General features: G+C 66.6%; 23 protein-coding genes. 15 read left to right on the top strand and 8 right to left on the bottom strand.

The window, feature by feature from the left end; genetic code table 11:
- The first annotated feature begins 88 nt into the window (after window positions 1-88).
- The 8 genes from thrC (at window position 89) to CT3_RS16955 (ending at window position 5,557) form a co-directional block, all read left to right on the top strand.
- Window positions 89-1,513, top strand: coding sequence for a threonine synthase (thrC, locus tag CT3_RS16990; RefSeq protein WP_066536987.1), 1,425 nt, complete (start codon window positions 89-91; stop codon window positions 1,511-1,513).
- A gap of 129 nt (window positions 1,514-1,642) precedes the next feature.
- The gene (mobB, locus tag CT3_RS16985; protein WP_066536986.1) at window positions 1,643-2,218 is read left to right on the top strand and encodes a molybdopterin-guanine dinucleotide biosynthesis protein B; all 576 of its coding nucleotides are present in this window, start codon (window positions 1,643-1,645) and stop codon (window positions 2,216-2,218) included.
- The gene (locus CT3_RS16980) at window positions 2,200-3,447 is read left to right on the top strand and encodes a molybdopterin molybdotransferase MoeA (RefSeq protein WP_066536985.1); all 1,248 of its coding nucleotides are present in this window, start codon (window positions 2,200-2,202) and stop codon (window positions 3,445-3,447) included. The genes mobB and CT3_RS16980 overlap by 19 nt, the downstream gene beginning before the upstream one ends.
- A 10-nt stretch (window positions 3,448-3,457) precedes the next feature.
- Complete coding sequence (moaD, locus tag CT3_RS16975; RefSeq protein WP_066536983.1) at window positions 3,458-3,709, top strand: molybdopterin converting factor subunit 1; 252 nt, start codon at window positions 3,458-3,460, stop codon at window positions 3,707-3,709.
- Window positions 3,710-3,719: 10 nt separating this feature from the next.
- Window positions 3,720-4,058, top strand: a complete 339-nt coding sequence (locus CT3_RS16970) for a recombinase family protein (RefSeq protein ID WP_066536981.1) — start codon at window positions 3,720-3,722, stop codon at window positions 4,056-4,058.
- A 205-nt stretch (window positions 4,059-4,263) separates the two neighbouring features.
- Window positions 4,264-4,638, top strand: coding sequence for a GIY-YIG nuclease family protein (locus CT3_RS16965; RefSeq protein ID WP_066536979.1), 375 nt, complete (start codon window positions 4,264-4,266; stop codon window positions 4,636-4,638).
- A complete protein-coding gene (locus CT3_RS16960) occupies window positions 4,635-5,054 on the top strand; it encodes a hypothetical protein (RefSeq protein ID WP_066536977.1) in 420 nt (139 codons plus the stop codon). Before CT3_RS16965 ends, CT3_RS16960 begins: the two co-directional genes overlap by 4 nt.
- A complete protein-coding gene (locus tag CT3_RS16955) occupies window positions 5,051-5,557 on the top strand; it encodes a hypothetical protein (protein WP_225608719.1) in 507 nt (168 codons plus the stop codon). The genes CT3_RS16960 and CT3_RS16955 overlap by 4 nt, the downstream gene beginning before the upstream one ends.
- Window positions 5,558-5,612: 55 nt before the next feature.
- Here CT3_RS16955 and CT3_RS16950 read toward each other — a convergent pair whose 3' ends face one another.
- On the bottom strand, window positions 5,613-5,939 hold the full coding sequence (locus CT3_RS16950; protein WP_066536974.1) for a hypothetical protein: 327 nt from the start codon (window positions 5,937-5,939) through the stop codon (window positions 5,613-5,615).
- A gap of 19 nt (window positions 5,940-5,958) precedes the next feature.
- Window positions 5,959-6,213 (bottom strand): hypothetical protein, encoded by a 255-nt coding sequence (locus tag CT3_RS16945; protein WP_066536971.1) that lies wholly within the window; start codon window positions 6,211-6,213, stop codon window positions 5,959-5,961.
- Between the two features lie 118 nt (window positions 6,214-6,331).
- Between CT3_RS16945 and moaE the strand changes: the two genes are divergently transcribed.
- The 6 genes from moaE (at window position 6,332) to CT3_RS16915 (ending at window position 13,859) form a co-directional block, all read left to right on the top strand.
- Window positions 6,332-6,826, top strand: a complete 495-nt coding sequence (moaE, locus tag CT3_RS16940) for a molybdopterin synthase catalytic subunit MoaE (RefSeq protein ID WP_066536968.1) — start codon at window positions 6,332-6,334, stop codon at window positions 6,824-6,826.
- Window positions 6,827-7,233: 407 nt separating this feature from the next.
- Window positions 7,234-9,849 carry an ATP-dependent chaperone ClpB gene (gene clpB / locus CT3_RS16935; protein ID WP_066536967.1) on the top strand — a complete coding sequence of 872 codons (2,616 nt, stop codon included), beginning with the start codon at window positions 7,234-7,236 and terminating at the stop codon, window positions 9,847-9,849.
- Window positions 9,850-9,884: 35 nt separating this feature from the next.
- Window positions 9,885-10,250, top strand: a complete 366-nt coding sequence (locus tag CT3_RS16930; protein ID WP_066536966.1) for a hypothetical protein — start codon at window positions 9,885-9,887, stop codon at window positions 10,248-10,250.
- A 124-nt stretch (window positions 10,251-10,374) separates the two neighbouring features.
- On the top strand, window positions 10,375-11,811 hold the full coding sequence (locus tag CT3_RS16925; protein WP_066536965.1) for a coniferyl aldehyde dehydrogenase: 1,437 nt from the start codon (window positions 10,375-10,377) through the stop codon (window positions 11,809-11,811).
- A gap of 310 nt (window positions 11,812-12,121) precedes the next feature.
- On the top strand, window positions 12,122-12,643 hold the full coding sequence (locus tag CT3_RS16920; protein ID WP_066536963.1) for a GNAT family N-acetyltransferase: 522 nt from the start codon (window positions 12,122-12,124) through the stop codon (window positions 12,641-12,643).
- Between the two features lie 40 nt (window positions 12,644-12,683).
- Entirely contained in the window at window positions 12,684-13,859 is a 1,176-nt protein-coding gene (locus CT3_RS16915) for a methyltransferase (RefSeq protein ID WP_066536960.1), read from the top strand.
- A 132-nt stretch (window positions 13,860-13,991) separates the two neighbouring features.
- Here the strand turns inward: CT3_RS16915 and CT3_RS16910 are convergent, their stop codons facing one another.
- Window positions 13,992-14,546 (bottom strand): hypothetical protein, encoded by a 555-nt coding sequence (locus CT3_RS16910; protein ID WP_098066250.1) that lies wholly within the window; start codon window positions 14,544-14,546, stop codon window positions 13,992-13,994.
- Between the two features lie 189 nt (window positions 14,547-14,735).
- On the opposite strand from CT3_RS16910, the gene CT3_RS16905 reads away from it, so the two are divergent.
- Window positions 14,736-15,776 (top strand): tRNA dihydrouridine synthase, encoded by a 1,041-nt coding sequence (locus tag CT3_RS16905; RefSeq protein WP_066536956.1) that lies wholly within the window; start codon window positions 14,736-14,738, stop codon window positions 15,774-15,776.
- 51 nt (window positions 15,777-15,827) lie between these two features.
- Here the strand turns inward: CT3_RS16905 and CT3_RS16900 are convergent, their stop codons facing one another.
- From CT3_RS16900 to CT3_RS16880, 5 genes are all read right to left on the bottom strand, one after another.
- Entirely contained in the window at window positions 15,828-17,630 is a 1,803-nt protein-coding gene (locus CT3_RS16900) for a phospholipase D family protein (protein ID WP_066536951.1), read from the bottom strand.
- A gap of 129 nt (window positions 17,631-17,759) precedes the next feature.
- On the bottom strand, window positions 17,760-20,030 hold the full coding sequence (locus CT3_RS16895) for a RelA/SpoT family protein (protein WP_066536946.1): 2,271 nt from the start codon (window positions 20,028-20,030) through the stop codon (window positions 17,760-17,762).
- A 99-nt stretch (window positions 20,031-20,129) separates the two neighbouring features.
- Window positions 20,130-20,333: a DNA-directed RNA polymerase subunit omega gene (rpoZ, locus tag CT3_RS16890; protein WP_042417268.1), complete on the bottom strand. Its 204-nt coding sequence runs from the start codon at window positions 20,331-20,333 to the stop codon at window positions 20,130-20,132.
- Between the two features lie 23 nt (window positions 20,334-20,356).
- Window positions 20,357-20,977: a guanylate kinase gene (gene gmk, locus CT3_RS16885; RefSeq protein ID WP_066536937.1), complete on the bottom strand. Its 621-nt coding sequence runs from the start codon at window positions 20,975-20,977 to the stop codon at window positions 20,357-20,359.
- A gap of 66 nt (window positions 20,978-21,043) precedes the next feature.
- Window positions 21,044-21,937, bottom strand: a complete 894-nt coding sequence (locus CT3_RS16880) for a YicC/YloC family endoribonuclease (RefSeq protein WP_066536935.1) — start codon at window positions 21,935-21,937, stop codon at window positions 21,044-21,046.
- Between the last annotated feature and the right edge of the window lie 77 nt (window positions 21,938-22,014).

Raw genomic sequence — 22,014 nt, 5'->3', positions numbered from 1 at the left:
CGGGGCGCCCCGGCCCGGCGCTCCTGGGCCGGGCCCAGCCTGTTTTCCGGTAGCGCCCGGCGCTACCGACCTCTGACAAGGAAGCACCATGCTTTATCTGTCCACCCGCGGTCACGCCGACCGCAAACGCTTTTGCGACATCCTGCTGGAAGGCCTGGCTCCCGATGGCGGCCTGTACCTGCCAGTGCAGTACCCCCAGATCGACGATGCCAAGCTGACCCAGCTGCGCACCACGCTGGCCACCCAGGGCTATGCCGCGCTGGCGTTCGAGATTCTGTCGCTGTACATCGACGACATTCCGGCCGACGATCTGCGCGCCCTGTGCGCCAAGACCTATACGAAGGAAGTCTTCGGCACCGAGGCCATCGTGCCGGTGCGCCAGCTGGACGGCGTGCTGCACATCGAAGCCCTGTCCAACGGCCCCACGCTGGCCTTCAAGGACATGGCCATGCAGCTGCTGGGCAATCTGTTCGAGTACGAACTGGCCCGCCGCGGTGAAGAGCTGAACATTCTGGGCGCCACCAGCGGTGACACCGGCAGCGCGGCCGAATACGCCATGCGCGGCAAGCAGGGCGTGCGCGTCTTCATGACCAGCCCCCATGGCCGCATGAGCCCTTTCCAGCAGGCGCAGATGTTCAGCCTGCAGGATGCCAACATCCACAACATCGCCATCGAAGGCGTGTTCGACGACTGCCAGGACATCGTCAAGGCGGTCTCCAACGACCACGCCTTCAAGGCCAAGTACAAGATCGGCACCGTCAACTCCATCAACTGGGCCCGTCTGCTGGCCCAGGTGGTGTACTACTTCGCGGGCTATCTGCAGGCCACGCGCAGCAACAGCGAGCAGGTGAGCTTCACCGTGCCCAGCGGCAACTTCGGCAACATCTGCGCCGGCCATGTGGCACGCCAGATGGGCCTGCCGATCGCCAAGCTGGTGGTGGCCACGAATGAGAACGATGTGCTGGACGAGTTCTTCCGTACCGGCGTCTACCAGGTGCGTGGCGCGGCCAACACCTATGAGACCTCCAGCCCCTCGATGGACATCTCCAAGGCCAGCAACTTCGAGCGCTTTGTGTTCGACCTGGTCGGCCGCGATGGCGCGCGCACCAAACAGCTGTTCGCCGAAGGCGTGGCCAAGGCCGGCAAGTTCGATTTGAGCGCGGATGCGGCCTTCCAGGGCGCCAAGGCCAAGTATGGCTTCGAGAGCGGCAAGAGCACCCATGCCGACCGCCTGGCTACGATCAAGGACACCTTCGAGCGCTTTGGCCAGATGATCGACACCCACACCGCCGACGGCGTGAAGGTGGCGCGCGAGCACCTGGGGGCCGAGCCCATGATCGTGCTGGAAACCGCCTTGCCCATCAAGTTTGCGGAGACCATCGAAGAGGCGCTGGGCCGTCTGCCCGACCGTCCTGCCAAGTTCGACGGCATCGAAGACCTGCCCAAGCGCGTGGTGGTGATGGCTGCCGATGTGGACCAGGTCAAGGCTTTTATCACCGAACACTGCAAGTAACACTGTGCAGCGTTAAGCTTGAAAAGCACCTGGAGCCTGGCTGCAGGTGCTTTTTTCTTCTGGATTCAGAATGCGATCCAGCGCAATCCCATATTGCGCCGGTAGCTATCAAAACCGATACTCACCACCATGAAGGCCATTGGCTTTGTCGCCTACTCCGGCGCCGGCAAGACCACGCTGCTGGAACGCATCATTGCCGAGCTGCGCGCGCGTGGGCAGACGGTGTCCAGCGTCAAGCATGCCCACCATGATGTGGACATCGACATCCCCGGCAAGGACAGCTGGCGCCATCGCCAGGCCGGCGCCCAGGAGGTGCTGCTGGTCTGCGACCGGCGCCTGGCCCTGGTGCGCGAATTCGGCGAGACGCGGGATCTGGATGTGCACGCCATGCTGGCCGAGCTGGACCCGCGCGTGGACTGGGTGCTGGTGGAAGGCTTCAAGCAGGGCGACCTGCCCAAGATCGAGCTGTGGCGCCAGCCGGAGCCCGGCAGCAAACCGCGTGCGCTGCGCTTTCCGCAGGACCCGCAGGTGCTGGCGCTGGCCACCGACGACCCGGCCGCCTTGCCCCAGCAACCACCGGCCGGCGTGGCGCTGCTGGACCTGAACCAGCCTACGGCCATCGTGGACTGGATGCTGGCGCATGCCGGCCGTTTGGAATACCGGGCTGCGGCCCAAGGAAGCACTGCATGCAGTCCCCGACTTTGACCTCCCTTGACGACGCACTGGCTGCGGTGCTGGCCCAGGCCCAGCGCCTGGATGGCCCGGAATCGGTCGATCTGTTCAGTGCCGACGGCCGGGTGCTGTGGTCGGATTGCGTATCCGCCCTGCAGGTGCCGCCGCAGGACAACTCGGCCATGGACGGATACGCCGTGCGCCTGGCCGATGTGCCCACGCCCGGCACGGTGCTGCCGGTGAGCCAGCGCATTCCTGCCGGCCACGTGGGCACCGATCTGCTGTCCGGCACGGCCGCGCGCATCTTCACCGGGGCCCCCGTGCCGCCGGGAGCGGACTGCGTGCTGATGCAGGAAGACTGCGAAGCCCTGGAGAACGCCGATGGCAGTGTCAGCGTGCGCATCCAGGCGGTGCCCAGGCCGGGCCAGCACATCCGCCGTGCGGGCGAGGACATTGCCCTGGGCGGCACCATCCTGGCCGCCGGCACGCGGCTGACGCCACCGGCCCTGGGCCTGGCCGCCAGCATCGGTCTGGCGCAGCTGCCCGTGGCCCGCAGGCCGCGCGTGGCCCTGTTTTCCACCGGCGACGAACTGGTGCTGCCCGGCACCGTGGCGCCGCAGGACATGCCGCCCGGCAGCATCTACAACAGCAACCGCTACTTTCTGCGCGCGTTGCTGCAGCGCCTGGGTTGCGAGGTGGTGGACGGCGGCATCCTGCCGGACGACCGCGCACAGACCGTGCAGGCCCTGCACACCGCGGCCCAGGACTGCGACCTGATCCTGACCAGTGCCGGTGTCTCCGTGGGCGAGGAAGACCATGTGAAGCCCGCCGTGGAGCAACTGGGCGAGCTGGGCCTGTGGAAAATCGCCATGAAGCCCGGCAAGCCGTTTGCCTATGGCAAGGTCGGTCGTGCCGATGGCGGGTGTGCCCACTTCATGGGCCTGCCGGGCAACCCGGTCTCCAGCTTCATGACCTTTCTGGTGCTGGTGCGACCGTTTGTGCTGCGCCTGCAGGGCATGCAGGAGGTGGAACCCCGCGCGGTGGAGGCCGTGGCCCATTTCGATCTACCCAAGGCCGACAAGCGCCGCGAATTCCTGCGCGTGCGCCACGACGGCCAGGGCGGGCTGGAGATCTTCCGCAACCAGAGCTCGGGCGTGCTGACCAGCGCCGTCTGGGGCGATGGCGTGGTGGACAACCCGCCGCAGACCACGATTGCACGCGGTGACCGCGTGCGCTTCATTCCGTTCGCGGAATGGTTCTGAGGACAATTCCATGAATATCACCGTGCGCTACTTTGCGTCCATCCGCGAAGCCATGGGCAGCGGCAGCGAAGCGCTGGACACCGCTGCCGCCACCGTGGGCGCGCTGCGCGACGAACTGATGGCCCGCGGCCCCGCCGCCGCCCAGGCCCTGGCCCATGGCAAGGCCGTGCGCATGGCCTTGAACCAGGACATGTGCAGCGCCGATGCACCACTGAAAGCCGGCGATGAAGTGGCTTTCTTCCCGCCGGTGACCGGCGGTTGAGAGCTTGCACATGAGCGAGACCCCCAAGGACGTGGACGCCGCCATCAGCGCCCGCACGCGGCTGGCCCTGAGCGAAGCCAAGGCACGCGGCGTGCAGCTGGGCAAGGCCGGTGCCGACAACATCCGCGCCACCGTGGAAAAGCGCAAAAGCGCGGCCGATGCCTTTGCCCGGCAGCATGCGGCCCTGTTTGCCGAGCTGGTGGCCCAGGGCCTGACCCACCGGAAGATGGCCGAGGTGCTGAACGAGCGCGGCATTGCCGCCGCCAAGGGCGGCCCCTGGACCCATGGGCAGGTGCAGCGCATTCTGAACCGCTATGCCGACTGGGCGGCGGAGTCCGGCGCGAAGTAAGGCACGCGGGGAGGGCGCGCGGGAGCCGGCGCCTGCTGCTGCAGCTTTCGCGGTGGGGCTCTACAATCTGCGTTCCAGGTGCCAAGGGGGCGCCTGCCCGCACAAGAGGCTCTCACCCCTGTTTTGACGCATTGCATGTTCTGACAGACATGGTTGCCGTACGGGCCCAGCGCGGGGGGCTGTGCATGCAACCTGGAGCCCTGTCATGACAGTTTCTCTTCTGCTTTCCTCCCAGGCGCGGCGCGCGCGGGTGCAGGACTACAAGCAAATTTTCCCTCCTTTGGGCATTTATGCCGTGCGCTGCGAAGCCGCAGGGCTGCTGTGCCTGGGCGCCAGCCGCAATGTGGATGGCACGCTCAACCGCTTGCGGTTTGAGCTGGCCCACGGCACCGCGCGCGATGCCGCACTGGCCCAGGCCTGGGCCCGCCATGGCGAAGCGGCGTTTTCCTTTGCGGTGCTGGACCGTGTGAAAGAGCGCGCCGATCCGGATTTTGATTACGAGGCCGAACTGCAGGCCTTGCTGGCGCTGTGGCAGGGCGAGCTGCAGGCCGCTGCGTGCGCCCCTGGAGGCCAGCCATGAGCGCGGCCGCACTGTACTTTGGAGCTGCCTTGCATCGTGCCCATGCCGTGCTGCAACAGCGCCTAGATGAACGCCTGGGCGACTGGCATGGGCTGAGTCTGGGGGGCTACCACCTGCTGCAGGCCCTGGAGGCCACCCCGGGTCTGGCCCTGCCGGCCTTGGCCCGCGCACTGCTGCAGCCCATGGTGCCCACACTGCGCCAGGTGCTGCCCATGGAGAAGACCGGTCTGCTCGAGCGTGTGGACGGACGGGTGCGGCTGCGCCCGGCGGGCCGCCAGTTGCTGGTGGAGGCGCGACAGACGGTGGAAGCCGCCTATGCCCGCGCCTTGCAGGCCCCGGGCGTGGAGGCCGACCGTGTCGCGGTCTGCCTGCCGCTGCTGGAGCAACTGGCCCTTGCGGTGCGGGGGATGCGATGACGATGCGGGACATGGCGCCGCACACGCTGGCGGAGCAGGCCCTGGTGGACGAACTCAAGGTGCGTGCCCGTGTGCGGCTGAACCGGGCGCGCCGCGAAGGGCTGGCCGGTGCGGAGCGCTTGCGCGATGCCTTGCACGAGGTGGCCCGCGGGCAGGGCTTTACCGACTGGGAGCACGCACGCCGCGTGCTGTCCGGCCTGGCCTTGCCCGGGGATGACATGGGCAGCTTCTGGCATGCGCCGCGTACCGGAATGCTGCTGAACCTCTGGTTCAGCAGCTATGTGCAGGCACAGGCCGTGCTGCAGCAGCTGGGCGAAGGCTTTTTGCTGCCTTACCGGCGCCAGTGCTTCATTGTGCAGGCGCCTTTCATCGAGGCGCTGGGCGTGAATCCGGCCGATCCCGGCTGGGCTGCAGCCGGGCACGATCTGGTGGCAGCCTATGGCACGCCGGTCTGGCGGGGGCTGGCGTGGCAGCGTCTGCGCGCCTCCGTGGGAACAGGGTGAGCCGCGCCAGGGCAGCCTTGGGCCGCCCTCCGGGCTGCAGCCCGTGCCGGATCGCTCAGGCGGCGGCCACCGGGGGCGGCAGCTGCGGTGCACGCCATTCCAGCAGCTCGGCCAGGCGCTGCACCACCCAGCCGGCCTCGGCAGGGCTGACCACCGAGCCTTCGTCGCTCAGGCCCGCGTGAAAGCCCAGCAGCACGCCTTCCTCGCTGGAATTGCCGCTGTAGTACAGCGTCTGCGCCTGCTCCACCAGGTGGCAGGCCAGGTCTTCGCACAACTCGTAGCGGGCCACCACTTCGGCGATGGGCGTCTTGAGCACGCCGGCGCGGCTGCGGAACAGCGCGGCAAAGCTGTCGGGGGGCTGGATTTGGCTGGTGTCGTCCATGGCAATCGGAATCCAGGGCTCAATCGGGTTCGAACAGGCGCTCAAAGCGCACCAGATCCTCGGCCAGCTCGCAGGTCACCAGCTGGCCCTGCTTGCCGTCGCTCTTGCGCTGGGCCGAAAACAGCGTGGCCTTGCCGCGGAAGCCGTAGTCGGGCAGGTGGATCAGCGTGTACATGTGCGGCACAAAGCTCTGGTGCTCAAAGATGATGCGGTGCTCATTGCGCGGCGAGGGGTAGAGCATGTACTCCAGCGTGTGGATGGTTTCGGTGGCCATACGGGTCGACTCAAGGGGGGCAGCGGAGCAGCGCCCCGGGGCGGCAATGCTACCGCGTGCCGGTGGGGCATGCAGCCGGGGTGGAATTGGGGCCGGGGCTGCTGCGACAATCGTGGGCATGTCCTCTGCCCGCACCGCACCCCTGACCGCGCACCCGCCTGCTGCGCGCGTGGTCATCCAGACCCAGGACTTCGACCTGGGGATCGAAGTCGCCGCCCTGCGGGCGGGCGATGCGGGCGTGGGCGCGGTGTGCAGCTTTGTGGGGACGGTGCGCGACCGCAATGGAGGTGACGCCGTCTCGGCCATGGAGCTGGAGCACTACCCGGGCATGACCGAAAAAAGCATCGAAGCCATCATCGACCGTGCGGTGGCGCGCTTCGGTATCCATGCGGCCAAGGTCATCCACCGCGTCGGGCCGCTCGCGCCCATGGACCAGATCGTGCTGGTGGCCGTCACCTCGGCCCACCGGGGAATGGCTTTTCAGGCCTGCGAGTTCATCATGGACTACCTCAAGTCCGAAGCGCCGTTCTGGAAGAAAGAGCAGACGGCCGACGGCGCCCGCTGGGTGGATGCGCGGGTCAGCGACGAGCAGGCCCTGGCCCGCTGGGCCTGACGGCCGCGCCGGCGCCGGGCTGTCTGCCGGCAGGATGCGGGCCATGCTCCGAGGTCGATAGCTGTTGCCGCCCATGCTGCCTGGTGGTGGCGCATGAAAATGCGTCAAACCCAGGGTGCATGCATGCAGGCAGGCAGTTCCTGCATCGGGAGCCGTGGGCGGGGCGTGGTCTCGCCCCTAAGATAGGTTGGACCGGGTGGCGGGCCGGCAGACCGCTCTTTTGGCTGACAGACAATGGCGTACCGGCCCGGCACAGTGCAGTCCGGTGGGGGTGGACGCAGGTGCGGCGAGCTTGATCCAGGTCAAGCGTTCGCCGGACCGAGCGGGACAGGCGCCTTGAAGGCGGCTGAAATGTCCCCACGTGAAATGCAGTCCTAATACTTTGCTGTTGAGAAAGCTTTGCAACCATGCGTATCGACAAGCTCACCACCAAATTCCAAGAAGCCCTGGCCGATGCCCAAACCCTGGCACTCGGCAACGACCACAACCGCATCGATCCCCTGCACCTGTTGGCAGCCATGCTGCGCCAGCAGGACGGCCCCAAGGCGCTGCTCGAGCGTGCTGGCGCCAAAGTCAGCGCCATGCAGACGGCCGTGGAAAACGCCATCAAGGCGCTGCCCACCGGCGACAGCGGTGCGGAAGTGCAACCCAATTCCGACCTGATCAAGCTGCTGCAGGCCACGGAGAAAGAATCCATCAAGCGCGGCGACCAGTTCATCGCCAGCGAACTGTTCCTGCTGGCGCTGGCCGACAGCGATGTGCAGGCCGCCCGGCTGGCCAAGGAAAACGGCCTGTCCCGCCGGAGCATGGAAACCGCCATCGAGGCCGTGCGCGGCGGACAGAAGGTGGACAGCCCCGAAGCCGAAGGCCAGCGCGAAGCGCTGAAGAAATACACCCTGGACCTGACCGAGCGCGCCCGCCTGGGCAAGCTGGACCCGGTGATCGGCCGCGATGACGAGATCCGCCGTGCCATCCAGGTGCTGCAGCGTCGCAGCAAGAACAACCCCGTGCTGATCGGCGAGCCCGGCGTGGGCAAGACCGCCATCGTGGAAGGTCTGGCCCAGCGCATCGTCGAAGGCGAAGTGCCCGAGACGCTGAAAGAAAAACGCGTGCTGGTGCTGGACATGGCCGGCCTGCTGGCCGGTGCCAAGTACCGCGGCGAGTTCGAAGAGCGCCTGAAATCCGTGCTGAATGAAGTGGCCAAGGAAGAGGGACGCATCATTCTGTTCATCGACGAAATCCACACCATGGTGGGTGCCGGCAAGGCCGAAGGCGCGATGGACGCCGGCAACATGCTCAAGCCCGCGTTGGCGCGTGGCGAGCTGCACTGCATCGGCGCCACCACGCTGGACGAATACCGCAAGTACATCGAAAAGGATGCCGCGCTGGAGCGCCGGTTCCAGAAGGTGCTGGTGGAAGAGCCCTCGGTGGAAGACACCATCGCCATCCTGCGCGGTCTGCAGGTGCGCTATGAAGCCCACCACGGCGTGGACATCACCGACCCCGCGATCGTGGCGGCCGCTGAGCTGAGCAACCGTTACATCACCGACCGTTTCCTGCCCGACAAGGCCATCGACCTGATCGACGAGGCCGCGGCCAAGATCAAGATCGAAATCGACTCCAAGCCCGAGGAGATGGACAAGCTCGAGCGCCGCATGATCCAGCTCAAGATCGAGCGCGAGGCCATGAAGAAGGAAAAGGACGAGGCGTCGCAAAAGCGCCTGGCCTTGATCGAGGAAGAGCTCGAGAGCCTGGAGCGCGAGTACGCCGATCTGGAAGAAGTCTGGAAGAGCGAAAAGGCCAGCGCCCAGGGCTCCGAGCAGCTGCGCAAGGAAGTGGACCAGATCCGCATCCAGATCGACGAGCTCAAGCGCAAGGGCGACTTCAACAAAGTGGCCGAGCTGCAATACGGCAAGCTCCCCGAACTGGAGAAGAAGCTCAAGGAAGTCCAGGCCAGCGAGGCCGATGGCGGCGTGGGCACTGCGCCCAAGCACCGTCTGCTGCGCACCCAGGTCGGTGCGGAAGAGATTGCCGAAGTCGTCAGCCGCGCCACCGGCATCCCGGTGGCCAAGATGATGCAGGGCGAAAAAGACAAACTGTTGCACATGGAAGCCAAGCTGCACGAGCGCGTGGTGGGCCAGGACGAGGCTATCTCGGCCGTGTCCAATGCCATCCGCCGTTCCCGCTCGGGCCTGTCCGACCCGAACCGGCCGCTGGGCAGCTTCCTGTTCCTGGGCCCCACCGGTGTCGGCAAGACCGAGCTGTGCAAGGCGCTGGCAGGTTTCCTGTTTGACAGCCAGGACCACCTGATTCGCATCGACATGAGCGAATTCATGGAAAAGCACAGCGTGGCACGGCTGATCGGCGCGCCCCCCGGCTATGTGGGCTATGAGGAGGGCGGCTACCTGACGGAAGCCGTGCGCCGCAAACCCTATAGCGTGGTGCTGCTCGATGAGGTGGAGAAAGCCCACCCCGACGTGTTCAACGTGCTGCTGCAGGTGCTGGACGACGGCCGTCTCACGGACGGCCAGGGACGCACGGTGGACTTCAAGAACACGGTGATCGTGATGACCAGCAACATCGGCTCGATGCTGATCCAGAGCATGGTCGGCCAGGATGCCGAGGACATCAAGGAAGCGGTGTGGGGGGAACTTAAAACCAATTTCCGACCCGAATTCCTGAACCGCATCGACGAAACCGTGGTCTTCCACGGACTGGATGCCAAGAACATCGAAGCCATTGCCCGGATCCAGCTGCGCCTGCTCGAAGGCCGTCTGGAAAAGATGGAGCTGCAAATGCAGGTCTCGGAGCAGGCTTTGGCGGAACTGGCTAAAGTGGGCTTTGACCCGGTCTTCGGTGCCCGTCCGCTCAAGCGGGCCATCCAGCAACGCATCGAGAACCCGCTGTCCAAGCTGCTGCTCGAGGGCAAGTTCCCGCCCAAGAGCGTCATCGAAGTGGCGGTGGATCCGGTGCAGGCGCCCGGCGTGTTCCAGTTCACGCAAGCTGTCCCCATGGGCAGCTGAGCTGAGGCCCGCCGGCACACATGAAAGGTGATGTTTTGAACGATTTCGCACACACGGCAGCCCGCTGGGCTGTCCGCATCTTCCTCCTTGCGGCAGGTGCGGTGTTCTTTCTGTGTCTGCTTGCCGTCGCCAGCCTGCTGGCCCTGGCCTGGGGCGCCCGTGCGCTGTGGGCCCGGCTCACCGGTCGCCCGGTGATGCCCTGGGTCATGCCCACGATGCGCCCTGGCACCTCTTGGGGCATGTACCGCAGCAGCGGCTGGGCCAGCACCATGGCCGGTGCGGCCGGCGGCGCAGCCCATGATGCCGCTGACAGCACCGACGGTGCCGACAGCAAGCGCAGTGGCGTGCTGGCCAGTGCGGCACGCGACATCACCGACGTGCAGCCGCGCGAAGTGCGCTGATATTCTGTTGCTTCCACCAGTGCCATGGCGCTGGTGGGCTTTGGCAACAGAGAGGGCCAGCATGGCTGGCCGCGACAGGGACTCCCACCGGCAAGCGGTGGTTTCACAGGATGCACGGCCACGCATGAACCCAGTTTCCCCCCTGCAACAGGCTTTCGACCTGCAATACCTGGCCAGTCGCCAGCACCTGGAAGTGCCGGCCATGTTGCGCAAGGAGCGTTTGCTGCGCGTGCAGCGCATGCTGGACGAGCATGGCCCCGTGCTCACCGCAGCCGTGCAGGCCGACTTTGGCATCCGTTCGCCGCAGCTGACCGAGTTTGCCGACCTGCTGGTGCTGCGATCCCAGCTCAAGCAGGCACTGCGCAGGCTGGAGCGCTGGATGCGCCCCCGCCACGTCTGGACCCCGCTGCACCTGCTGCCGGCGCGTGCGCGCATCGAGCGCCAGCCGCTGGGCGTGGTGGGCATCATTTCCCCCTGGAACTACCCGCTGCAGCTGTCGCTGGGCCCGGCCATCACCGCGCTGGCTGCGGGCAACCGCGTGATGCTCAAACCCAGCGAACTGGCGCCGCACACCGCGGCCCAGCTGGCGGCGGCGGTCGAGCAGTACTTTGCTCCGGACGAGTTCTGCGTGGTCCAGGGCGACAGCTATCTGTCCAGCCAGTTTGCCGGCCTGCATTTCGACCATTTGATGTTCACCGGCTCCACCGCAGTGGGCCGGCGCGTGGCCCAGGCCGCGGCTGTGCACCTGACGCCGACGACCCTGGAGCTGGGAGGAAAGTCGCCCTGCATCCTGGCTTCCGACTGCGACATGGCACAGGCGGCGCTGCGCGTGGCCCATGGCAAGCTGCTCAATGCCGGCCAGACCTGCATTGCGCCCGACTACGTGCTGCTGCCCCGTGGGCAGGAGGCGGCTTTCGAACAGGCCTACCGCCAGGCGGTGGCGCAGCTGTTCCCGCGCATCGTGGGCAACCCGGATTACGCCTCCATCATCCACCAGCGCCACCTGGTGCGGCTGCGCAATCTGCTGCAGCAGGCCCAGAGCCTGGGGGCCCAGGTGCAGGTGATTGACCCTGCCCTGGGGCAGCAGGCGGCGGCCCCCAGCTGGGGGGATGCCGCACAGCGCCAGATGCTGCCCACCCTGGTGTGGAATGTACAGCCCACGATGACGCTGATGCAGGAGGAGATCTTCGGCCCCATCCTGCCCGTGGTGCCCTATGACCGGCTGGACGATGCCATTGCCGCCATCAATGCCGGGCCGCGCCCGCTGGCGCTGTACTGGTTCGGCAAGGACGAAAAGGCGCGCGACACCGTGCTGCGCCGTACCGTGAGCGGCGGTGTCACGGTGAATGACACCCTGCTGCATGTGGCCCATGACAATCTGCCTTTTGGCGGTGTGGGAGACAGCGGCTGGGGCGCCTACCATGGCGAGCAGGGGTTCCTGCGCTTTTCGCACCAGAAGGCGGTGTGCCTGCAGGGGCGCTGGTCTGCCGTGCAGTGGCTGTACCCGCCCTATGGCGCCCGCTTCGACAAGATCATGGCCCTGCTGCGCCGATGGGTGTGACGCACGCAGCGCTTGCCGCGGTGTGGCGGGCGTTCCGCTGCGCCGATTCGGGGCGCCAGCGCACGGCCCAGGGCGGGGCCGGCAGCTGTCTTCAGGGGCGCGCTCCGTGATTCCGCGGCTGCAAGGCCCATGGCAGGCCAGCGGGCTGTGGGTCTGAAACAGGCGCTATCACATCCGCTATACCACGGCAAGAAGGGCTCTACAGCCGTACTGGTGCAAATGGCTACAACATTAGGGCGTGCGTCTGCGGAGCGTTTCACAGACAATTGCGACCTTTCGTTTTTCAACTGCTGTTTTCGTTTCGCTTTCCATGTCCAGTTACCAGGTCCGTCCCGCTACGCTTCGCGATGCGAAGGCCATCGCACAGATCCACACTTCGTCCGCCCAGGAGGTTTACCGAGGTATCGTGCCAGACGACCAATTGAAGGCCATGTCGTCGGTAGAGAAGCGCCAGGCCTATTGGCGCGAGGCCATTGAATATTGTGAGCCCCAGGTGCAGGTTGCCATTGATGGCGACAAGATCGTGGGCTTTGTCGGTTTTGACCGTTCCCGTGACGAGAAGTCGCGCCAGACCACCGGTGAGATCTGGGCCATCTACGCGGCCCCGACCCATTGGGACCAAGGCGTGGGCGTGGCCCTGTGGGATGCCGCCCGTGACGGTCTGGTCGAAGAAGGCTGCACCAACGTCACCTGCTGGGTGCCGCTGCGCAATGAACGCGCTCTGCGCTTTCACGAGTCCGCCGGCTTCAAGCGCGAGATGACCACGGCCAAGACCGCGGTCGTCGGTGGTGTCAAGATCGAGGAAGTGCGCCTCAAGCGCGCCTTGAGCTAAATCTTCGTTTGCGGGCTGTTCAGCCCAGAAAGTGCACCCCATGCTGCAATGGCAACACCAGGGCAAGGATTTCCAGGCAGCATGGCACAGCGAAAGCGGTGCCCCGGCACCGCGCCGGCTGCAAGTGGTGGACGACAGTCTGCCCGCGGATACCGCCTATCGCCTGGCCTGTGAAGGCACTTCCCTGCTGTGGCAGGGCGACTTCCAGAACGCCCGCCACCTGCTGGACGCGCTCAAGCGCCGTCTGGACAAGCCGGTGCGTGCCGAGTCTGCCAAGGCCCGGCACCAGCGGCGCCAGGCCGGAGCCCAGGCCGATGCGCCCACCTTTCCCCATGCCTTTCACCTGTACCGCCAGTCCCAGGCCCAGCGCGCCCGCGTGCTGAACAGCCTGCTGGTGGTGGTGCAGCCCGACTACGTCATCTCGCTGCGCCGCGCGCCCGATTGGCGGCTGGCCTTCAACGAAGCCTGGGGGGCGGCTGCCGTCCTCAAGGGCCCGCGTGTGGTGGCCTTGCGGGAATTGCTGGGGGTGGTCGCCGCGCACGAGTGGCGCAAGAAAGGCGTGCCCATGCCCTTGCTGGGGGACGATGTCCGTGTGCATGCGCACTACGGTGTGTTCTCTCCGGTGCGGGGCGAGTACCTGGATCTGGTGGCCGAAGCCCCGCTGCCGGAAGCCGGCGAAGCCCTGGCTTTCGACATTGGCGTGGGAACCGGCGTGCTGTCGGCGCTGCTGCTGCAGCGTGGCGTGCAGCGCGTGGTGGCCACTGACCTGTCGCCCCGCGCCATCTCCTGCGCCAAGGACAACTTCCGCCGCATGGGGCTGAGCGACCAAGTGGATCTGCAGACCTGCGACCTGTTCCCCGAAGGAAAGGCCGGCCTGATCGTCTGCAACCCGCCCTGGCTGCCGGGCAAGGCCACGACCACGCTGGAGCAGTCGGTCTACGACCCCGACAGCCGCATGCTGCGCGGTTTTCTGCAAGGTCTGCGCGCCCATCTGGCACCGCAGGGTGAAGGCTGGCTGATCCTGTCCGATCTGGCCGAGCATCTGGGCCTGCGCAGCCGTGCACAGCTCGAAACCTGGATTGCCGAGGCCGGTCTTGCCGTCGCCGGCAAGCTGGACACCCGTCCCCACCATGGCAAGGTCCAGGATGCCCACGATGCGCTGCACAGCGCCCGTGCCCAGGAAGTCACCTCGCTGTGGCGTCTGGTGGCCCAATAAGGCCGTAGCGCCGCCCGTGCGGATGCACGGCGGCCTACCCGTCGTTCTCCTCCCTTTGCTGCTGGGCGGCTGCAGGAGCCGTGCTCCAGAGCGTCCAGAGCCGATGCCAGTGCCCAGAGAGGGCCCTGGTCACTACGCAAGCTGCAGTGACGGCGGCAGACCCAGGCCGGCAGCGGCTTCGTCCGCACTTTCCATCCCCTCCATGCCTTCAGCCATCGGCGGCGGTGCCAGCAGCACCGCCAGCTGGGTGCGCAGGCAGTGGATACGGCGTGCGCCCCCCTGGCGCACCAGGGTCTGCATCCAGCGCGCGCAGGCCAGACGCAGGCTGGGCAGATCGGGGGCCTGCAGCAGCAGCTGGCGCAGCTGTGGTGCCAGATCGCATTCCTGCTCGTGCAGCAGGCGCTCGCACAGCTCCAGCAACTGGGCGCGCAAACGGGCCAGACGCACCGGGGCACTCAGCGCTGGGCCTTCGGGTGCGGGTGGGGTCTCGGTCAGATAGCCGGCGGCCAGCAGTTCCTGCACCAGGGCCGCGCCCTGGCCGTGGAACAGGGCTTCCAGCACCGGGCGGGGTGTGCCTTCGGCCATCAGCAGTACCGATCGCTGGCGCAGCGTGAACGCGGCCCGGCCGGCCAGTGCCTGGGCGGCCAGAGGGGTGCGCAGCACCAGACAAGGAGGGCTGTGGGACATGGCCCGATTGCAGCACCGCCGCATGACAAAGCCATGACCCCTGCAGCCAGCAGGGAGGTTGGGGACAATAGCGGTCTCCGAGCGGCGTTGCTTCACCAGAGAGCACCGCCGCCTGCGCTCCTGTGCGGGGCGCCATCTGCCGATTTGACTTGAATATGTGACCAGGCCCAGACCCGCCTGGGTGACCCCATGAAACTGTTGCTGGCCCCGATGGAAGGGCTGCTGGACTTTGTGCTGCGCGATGTGCTGACCCAGGTGGGCGGCGTGGACCGCTGTGTGTCGGAATTCATCCGCGTCAGCGGCTCGCTGCTGCCCGACCGGGTGTTCCTGGGCTATATGCCCGAGCTGCTCAACGGCAGCCGCACGCTGGCGGGCGTGCCAGTGCGGGCGCAGCTGCTGGGTTCGGACCCGGTTAGCATGGCCGAGAACGCCGCCAATCTGTGCCGCCTGAACCCCGAGGGCATCGACCTGAATTTCGGCTGCCCGGCCAAGACCGTGAACCGCCATGGGGGCGGGGCTTCGATGCTGCAGGACCCGGAAGCCATTGCCCGGCTGGTGACCGCCGTGCGCCATGCCGTGCCGGCGGCGCTGCCGGTGTCGGCCAAGATGCGCCTGGGCTTCCACGACCGGGGCCTGATGCGCGAATGTGCCCAGGCCATGGCGGAGAGCGGGGCCTGCGAGATCGTGGTCCATGCCCGCACCAAGCTGGACGGCTACCGCCCGCCGGCCTACTGGGAGCTGATTCCGCAGATCCAGCAGGCAGTCAAGGTGCCGGTGATTGCCAACGGCGAGATCTGGACCGTGCAGGATGCGCTGCGCTGCCGCGAACAATCGGGCTGCAGCGATCTGATGCTGGGGCGTGGCAGCGTGGCCGACCCCGGGCTGGCCTGGGCGCTGCGCGCCGCCGTGGCCGGCGGTGTGGCCCAGGCCGATGCCGTTCCCTCCGCGCAGCCGCCCGTCGTGTCCTGGGCGCAGATGCTGCCGCGCCTGCAGCGTTTCTGGGACCTGGTGTGCCGTGACCTGAACCCCGGCCAGCGCGCCGGTCGCCTGAAGCAGTGGCTGAACCTGATGCGCCGCCGCTACCCCGAGGCCGAAGAGGCTTTCCAGACCGTGCGCGTGATGACCAACCAGCAGGTGGTGGGCGACTGGATCCGCGCGCAGCATGCGCGCCACGGGGTGGACTGGGCCCTCAGCGACCCTGCCAGCCTGCCGCACGTCGTCGACCGGTAAGAGGGCTGCAGGCAGCTCCACTTGCACCGCTGCCGCCCGTGGGAGCGGGGCTTACAGCAGGTGGTCCGGGGCCAGCGGGCCAATCAGGCGGATCAGCATGCGCAGCGGCAGACTGGCATCGGGCTCGCTGGTCTGGTCGCCCCAGTCGCTGCCGCTGGGTGCACGCCACAGCAGGCGCTTGCCGTCCTCCAGGGTGACATGCCAGGCCGATTCGTCCAGGCTTTCTTCGATGTTGCGCGCGGCCTCGGCCGACAGCTTGCGCGAGGCCACCAGCAATGCGATTTCGGTGTTCTGCAGCTGGGAACGCATGTCCAGGTTCATCGATCCCACCACGGTCAATTGCCCGTCCATCACCATCAGCTTGGTGTGGAGCATGGCGCGCGACTGGCCGCTGGAGCCGCTGATCTGCCCGGCCGAGCTGCGCAGCGTGCTGCGGCTGCCGGGCTGGACGCTGCGCAGCTCATACAGCTGCACGCCCATGTCCAGCAATTCCTGGCGGTGGCGGGCATAGCCGGCATGGGCCAACGGGGCATCGTTGGAGGCCAGCGAATTGGTCAGGATGCGCACCCGCACGCCGCGCTGCACGGCACGGCGGAAAGCGGCCTTCATGTCCGCACCGGGCACGAAATAGGGCGAGACGATCAGCAACTGGCTGCGGGCTCTGTCCACCAGGGCCAGCAGACCGTCGACCACGCTGTCCTGGGCATCGACCGGGGCCAGCACCCGGCCCAGGGCCTTCTGGTTGGCGGTGGGTGCACGGGGGAGGGCGGGGCGTGTGCCGCTGGCGGCCGAAGGCAGGCCGGCCAGCAGGGAGCTGTCGTCCTCGTCCTCCGGCGGCGCGGTGCTGTCTTCGTCCGGGGGCGGCGCGCTTTCATCGGGCAGGGCCACTTTGGTGGGGCGGTCGGCCAGCACCACGCCGGGTGCCCAGATCCAGGCCATGGTGGCCAGGTCCATGGGCGGCAGCAGTAGGAGCTGCTGCTGGGTGAAGGCCTGGGCTTCATCGGCCGGGCTGGGCGGGCTGGCGCGGTGCTGCAGCCTGGCGTGCTGCGCGGGGCTGAGCATGGCATCCAGTTCGCTCAGGCTCAGCAGCGATTCCACCGGGTAGGCACGGGGGTCGTTCCAGTAGGTGTCAAAGCTGCGCGAGAGCAGGCGCACCACGGCGCCGCCTGCCATGATGTCCAGGTCGATGAAATTGTCGCTGTCCAATCCGTCAAAGTAGGCATCACCCAGGTTGCGCCCGCCGGCAATGCCCACCATGTTGTCCGCCAGGAACAGCTTGTTGTGCATGCGCTGCTGGGCGCGGCTGAAATCGGTCAGCGTGCTCAGGGCGCGCAGCGGCGGCGAGCTGCGCGCGCCCATTACCGGGTTGAACATGCGCATTTCCACGCCGGGGACAAAGGCCATGCGCATGACCTGGGCGTCCTTGCCGGCGCTGTGGAAGTCGTCCAGCAGCATGCGTACCCGCACACCGCGGGCGGCGGCACGGGCCACTTCCTCCAGCAGCCGGGCGGTGCTGGCATCGGCATGGATGGCGTAGTACTGGATGTCCAGCGTCTTCTGGGCAGCCTGCACCAGGGCCAGGCGGCTGGTGTAGGCCGCTTCGGCACCGCCCAGCAGCACAAAGGCCGAATGGTAGGGCGTGCCGGCCTGCTGGCGCTGCCGGGCCAGCAGCTGGCCCAGGGGGGTGGCTTCCGGCTGTGCCAGCGCGCTGGAGGGGGGGCGCTGCACCTGCTGGGGCAGCTGGGCGCAACCTGCGAGCCACAGACTGCCCAGGCACAGCAGCAGGGCACAGGTCCAGCGGTGCCAGGACAGGAGGGGCAGGCCAGGGGCGGGCAGAGCGGTCCGAACGGTCATGCGCCAGGGTACCAGTTCTGCATGTCGGCACGCTGTCGGACACGGGACGAATCACGGTGGCCCATGTGCATGCCCGGCGCATGAAAAAGCCGCACCCCGGAGGATGCGGCGTGCCCGAGCCTGCGGTGCTTAGTCCTGCGGGAAGATGCGCACGGCGCGCACCACGGTGGGGATGCGGCGCAGATTGCGCAACGCGCTGTCCAGCTGGTCCAGGTTGTGGACCGAGATGATGAAGCGCAGGTCGGTGGTTTCCATGGCCGCTTCGTCGTCCATGTCCACATGGCGGATGTCCACATTCAGCGCCGACAGCTCGCCCGCCACCCGGGCCAGCACTCCCTTGCTGTTCTTGATGGTGACGACAATGCCGCTCTCGAACAGATGCTGCTGGCTTTCCTCACCCCATTCCACGGCGATGAAGCGTTCGGCATCCTTGGCCTGCAGGCGCTTGGCATTGGCGCAGCCGGCATGGTGCACCACCAGGCCGTCGCCATGGCCCAGATAGCCCACGATGGGGTCGCCGGGCACCGGACGGCAGCAGGGCGCATAGCGTATGGACGCAGTGCTGGGGCTGTCCAGCACCACCGTACCCTGGCTGAGCTTGTCCTCCTTGGCGGTGAAGCGCGACTGGGTCAGCAGCAGCGCATCGGGGCGCTGGCCATGGTTGGAGAGCTGGGCCAGGATGTGCGAGGCCACCAGACTGGAGATGCGCCGGCCCATGCCGATGTCGGCCATCAGCTCCGCCCGGCTGCGGCTGCCGGTCTTGCGCAGCACCTCGTCCCACAGCGCCTGGTTGGCTTCGGAGCCATCGGGTGTGGTGGCAATGCCGGCCTGGCGCAGCGACTGGTTCAGCAGTTTTTCGCCCAGTTCCACCGATTCGGACTGGGCGGTGTTCTTCAGGTGGTGGCGGATCTTGGAGCGGGCGCGCCCGGTCTTGACAAAGCCCAGCCAGGCCGGGTTGGGCGTGGCGTCGTCCGAGGTGATGACTTCCACCACATCGCCGCTCTTGAGTTCGGTGCGCAGTGCCACGTACTCGCCGTTGACCAGGGCGGCCGTCACATGGTTGCCGATGTTGCTGTGGATGGCATAGGCAAAGTCGACCACGGTGGCGCCGCGCGGCATGGCCAGGATCTTGCTCTTCGGCGTGAACACATAGATGGAGTCCGGGAACAGGTCCACCTTGACGTGGTCCCAGAACTCGGTGGCATCGCTGTTCTCGTTCTGGATGTCCAGCAGCGACTGCAGCCACTTGGTGTTCAGGTGGGCATCCTCGCCGGCCTGGGCCTTGTACAGCCAGTGCGCGGCCACACCGGCTTCGGCCACGATGTGCATCTGCTCGGTGCGGATCTGGAATTCCACGCTCACGCCCGAGGGGCCGACCAGCGTGGTGTGCAGCGACTGGTAGCCATTGTTCTTGGCAATCGCGATATGGTCCTTGAACTTGCTGGGCACCGGCTTGTAGAGCTGGTGCAGTACGCCCAGCGCGGTGTAGCAGTCGATGACCGTGGGTACGACGATGCGAAAACCATAGATGTCCGTGACCTGCGCAAACGTCAGGTTGTGGCGGATCATCTTCTGGTAGAGCGAGTACAGCGTGCTTTCACGCCCCATCAACCGGGCGTGGATGCCCATGCGGGCAAAGGCGCTGTCGATTTCCCCCTGCACCCGCTGGACCAGATCGCGGCGGCGGGCGCGGGACTTGGCAATGGCCTTGTCCAGCGTGTCATAGCGCCAGGGATGCAGGTGGCGGAAGGCCAGGTCCTGCAGCTCGCGGTAGGTCTGGTTCAGTCCCAGCCGGTGGGCGATGGGAGCGTAGATTTCCAGCGTCTCCGACGAGATGCGGCCCCACTTGCTGCGCGGCATGTCGCCCATGGTGCGCATGTTGTGGGTGCGGTCGGCCAGCTTGATCAGGATCACGCGCACATCGCGCGCCATGGCCAGCAGCATCTTGCGGAAGGACTCGGCCTGGTTCTCTTCGCGGGTGTTGAACTGCAGCTTGTCCAGCTTGGTCAGGCCATCGACCAGTTCCGCCACGGCTTCGCCAAAGCGCTCGGTGAGGTCGTCCTTGGTGATGCCGCAGTCTTCCATGGAGTCGTGCAGCAGCGCAGCCATCAGGGCGGGCGCATCGAGCTTCCAGTTGGCGCAGATGCCGGTGACGGCAATCGGGTGGGTGATGTAGGGGTCGCCGCTGCTGCGCCACTGGCCGGTGTGGGCCATGTCGGCATAACGCCACGCTTCGGTGACCTGGGCAATGCTGGCCGGGTCCAGGTACTGCAGTTGGCTCAGCAACTGGTCGAAATGGGCAGCCGAGACCTCCGCAGCAGTGCGCTTGCCGCCGTCCGGGAGTGCGGAGCGGGCAATGGCAGGATCAGTAGCATCAGACGTAGGTAGGGCCGCGTTCATGTCTCAAATGTATCGCGGTCGGAGTATTCCGCGGATAGAAATAAAAAAGCACCGGGATACGGTGCTTCTATTGTCTAGCGGAAATGCTGCAGTGCCAAATCAACCCGGCACTTTCTTCAGCATCTCGAGGCCGACCTTGCCTTCTGCGATTTCGCGCAGAGCGGTCACGCCGGGCTTGTTCTGGCACTCCACCTTGGGGGTGTGGCCTTGGCTGAGCATGCGGGCGCGGTAGGTCGCGGCCAGCACGAGCTGGAAGCGGTTGGGGATCTGCTCCAGGCAGTCTTCAACGGTGATGCGTGCCATCGGGGTTCTCCAAGGAATTCAATTCAGGAAAGATTGAGCGACTCGAAGACGTCGGACCGCAGGCGAAGCTGGGAGGCGTATTTGAGGCGCTGTGAGTGGATGATCGCTTTCAGGTCAAAAAGCGCACTCTCGAACAATTCGTTGATTATAACGAAGTCGAACTTTCCGACCTGGGCCATCTCCTCTTCGGCATTCTTCATGCGCAGCTCGATGACTTCGGGGGCGTCCTCGCCCCGGTTTTCCAGGCGCGAACGCAGCTCTTCCCAGCTGGGCGGCAGGATGAAGATCAGTATCGCCTGCGGAAAGGCGGTACGCACCTGCAGTGCACCCTGGTAGTCGATCTCCAGCAGCACGTCCTCGCCCTTGGCCAGGCGGTCCTGGATGCCTTTCTTGGACGTGCCGTAGCGCTTGCCGTGGACATTGGCCCATTCGACGAAGGCGTCATTGCCGACCATGGAGTCGAATTCGGCATCGGAGGCGAAGTAGTACTCGCGACCGTGTTTTTCCTGGCCGCGGGGCGCGCGGGTGGTGTGCGACACCGAGGGATAGACCCGCGCATCGAAGGAGCGCAGGGCCTTGACGAGGCTGGATTTGCCGGCGCCACTGGGCGCTGCGACGACGAAGAGGTTTCCGGGAGTTTCCATAGTTCTATGGGTGCCTGGGGAGGGCTTGCAAAAAGGGCGCTTGCGCGCCCTGGTGGTGTGGTGTGGTCACTCGATGTTCTGGACCTGCTCGCGCATCTGCTCGATCAGGACCTTCATGTCCACGCTGATGCGGGTCAGCTCCAGCGCGGCGGATTTGGAGCCCAGGGTATTGGCTTCGCGGTGCATTTCCTGGATCAGGAAGTCCAGGCGCTTGCCGATCTCGCCACCCTTCTTGATCAGGCGGTCGACTTCGTCCAGGTGGGAGCTCAGGCGGGTGATTTCCTCGGCCACATCGATGCGGATGGCAAACGCCGTGGCTTCGCTCAAGGCGCGGTCCTGGGCGGCTTCCGGCGTGACCTGGCCTTCGGTCAGGCCCATGGCTTCCTGCCAGCGCTCCAGGAAGCGCTGACGCTGCTGCTCGACCAGCTGGGGCACCAGCGGGCCGGCCTGTCCGGCCAGGGTGCGCAGCTGCTTGGTTCGGTCCAGCAGCATCTGGGCCAGGCGCTTGCCTTCGCGTTCACGGGCGGCAATCAGCTCGCCCACGGCCTGTTCGGCCAGCGCAGGGGCAATCTCGGACCAGTCCACGGCGCTGCTCTGGCCCTGGCCGCACAGGCGCAGGGCGTCGGCCACGGACAGGCCCTTGGCGTCGGGCAGCCAGGCCTGGACCTGGTCCTGCAGCGACACCATGCGCTGCAGCAGCGCGGGCGAAGGCTGGGGCAGGGAGGCGGAGGCATCCTGGTCGATGGCGGCGCGCACTTCGACCTTGCCGCGTTTCAGACGGGCGGTCAGCAGGGTGCGCAGCGCGGGTTCCTGGGCGCGCAGCTCGTCGGGCAGACGGAAGGTCAGGTCCAGGAAACGGCTGTTGACCGAGCGGATTTCCAGCCCCAGCCGTACGTTGCGCGAAGACGCCTCACCGGCCTCGGCACTGCTGCCGTGCTGGGCGCTGGCGTAACCGGTCATGCTGTAAACTGCCATTGGACTTTCGATGGTTGCTTGCGAATTCGCTGATTATCCGGCTTCCGCCCTGACCTTGAGGT

This window comes from Comamonas terrigena NBRC 13299, assembly GCF_006740045.1.
Taxonomy (GTDB): domain Bacteria; phylum Pseudomonadota; class Gammaproteobacteria; order Burkholderiales; family Burkholderiaceae_C; genus Comamonas; species Comamonas terrigena.
Note: the sequence above shows the minus strand (reverse complement) of the source record. Positions and strands in the feature narration are given on the sequence as shown.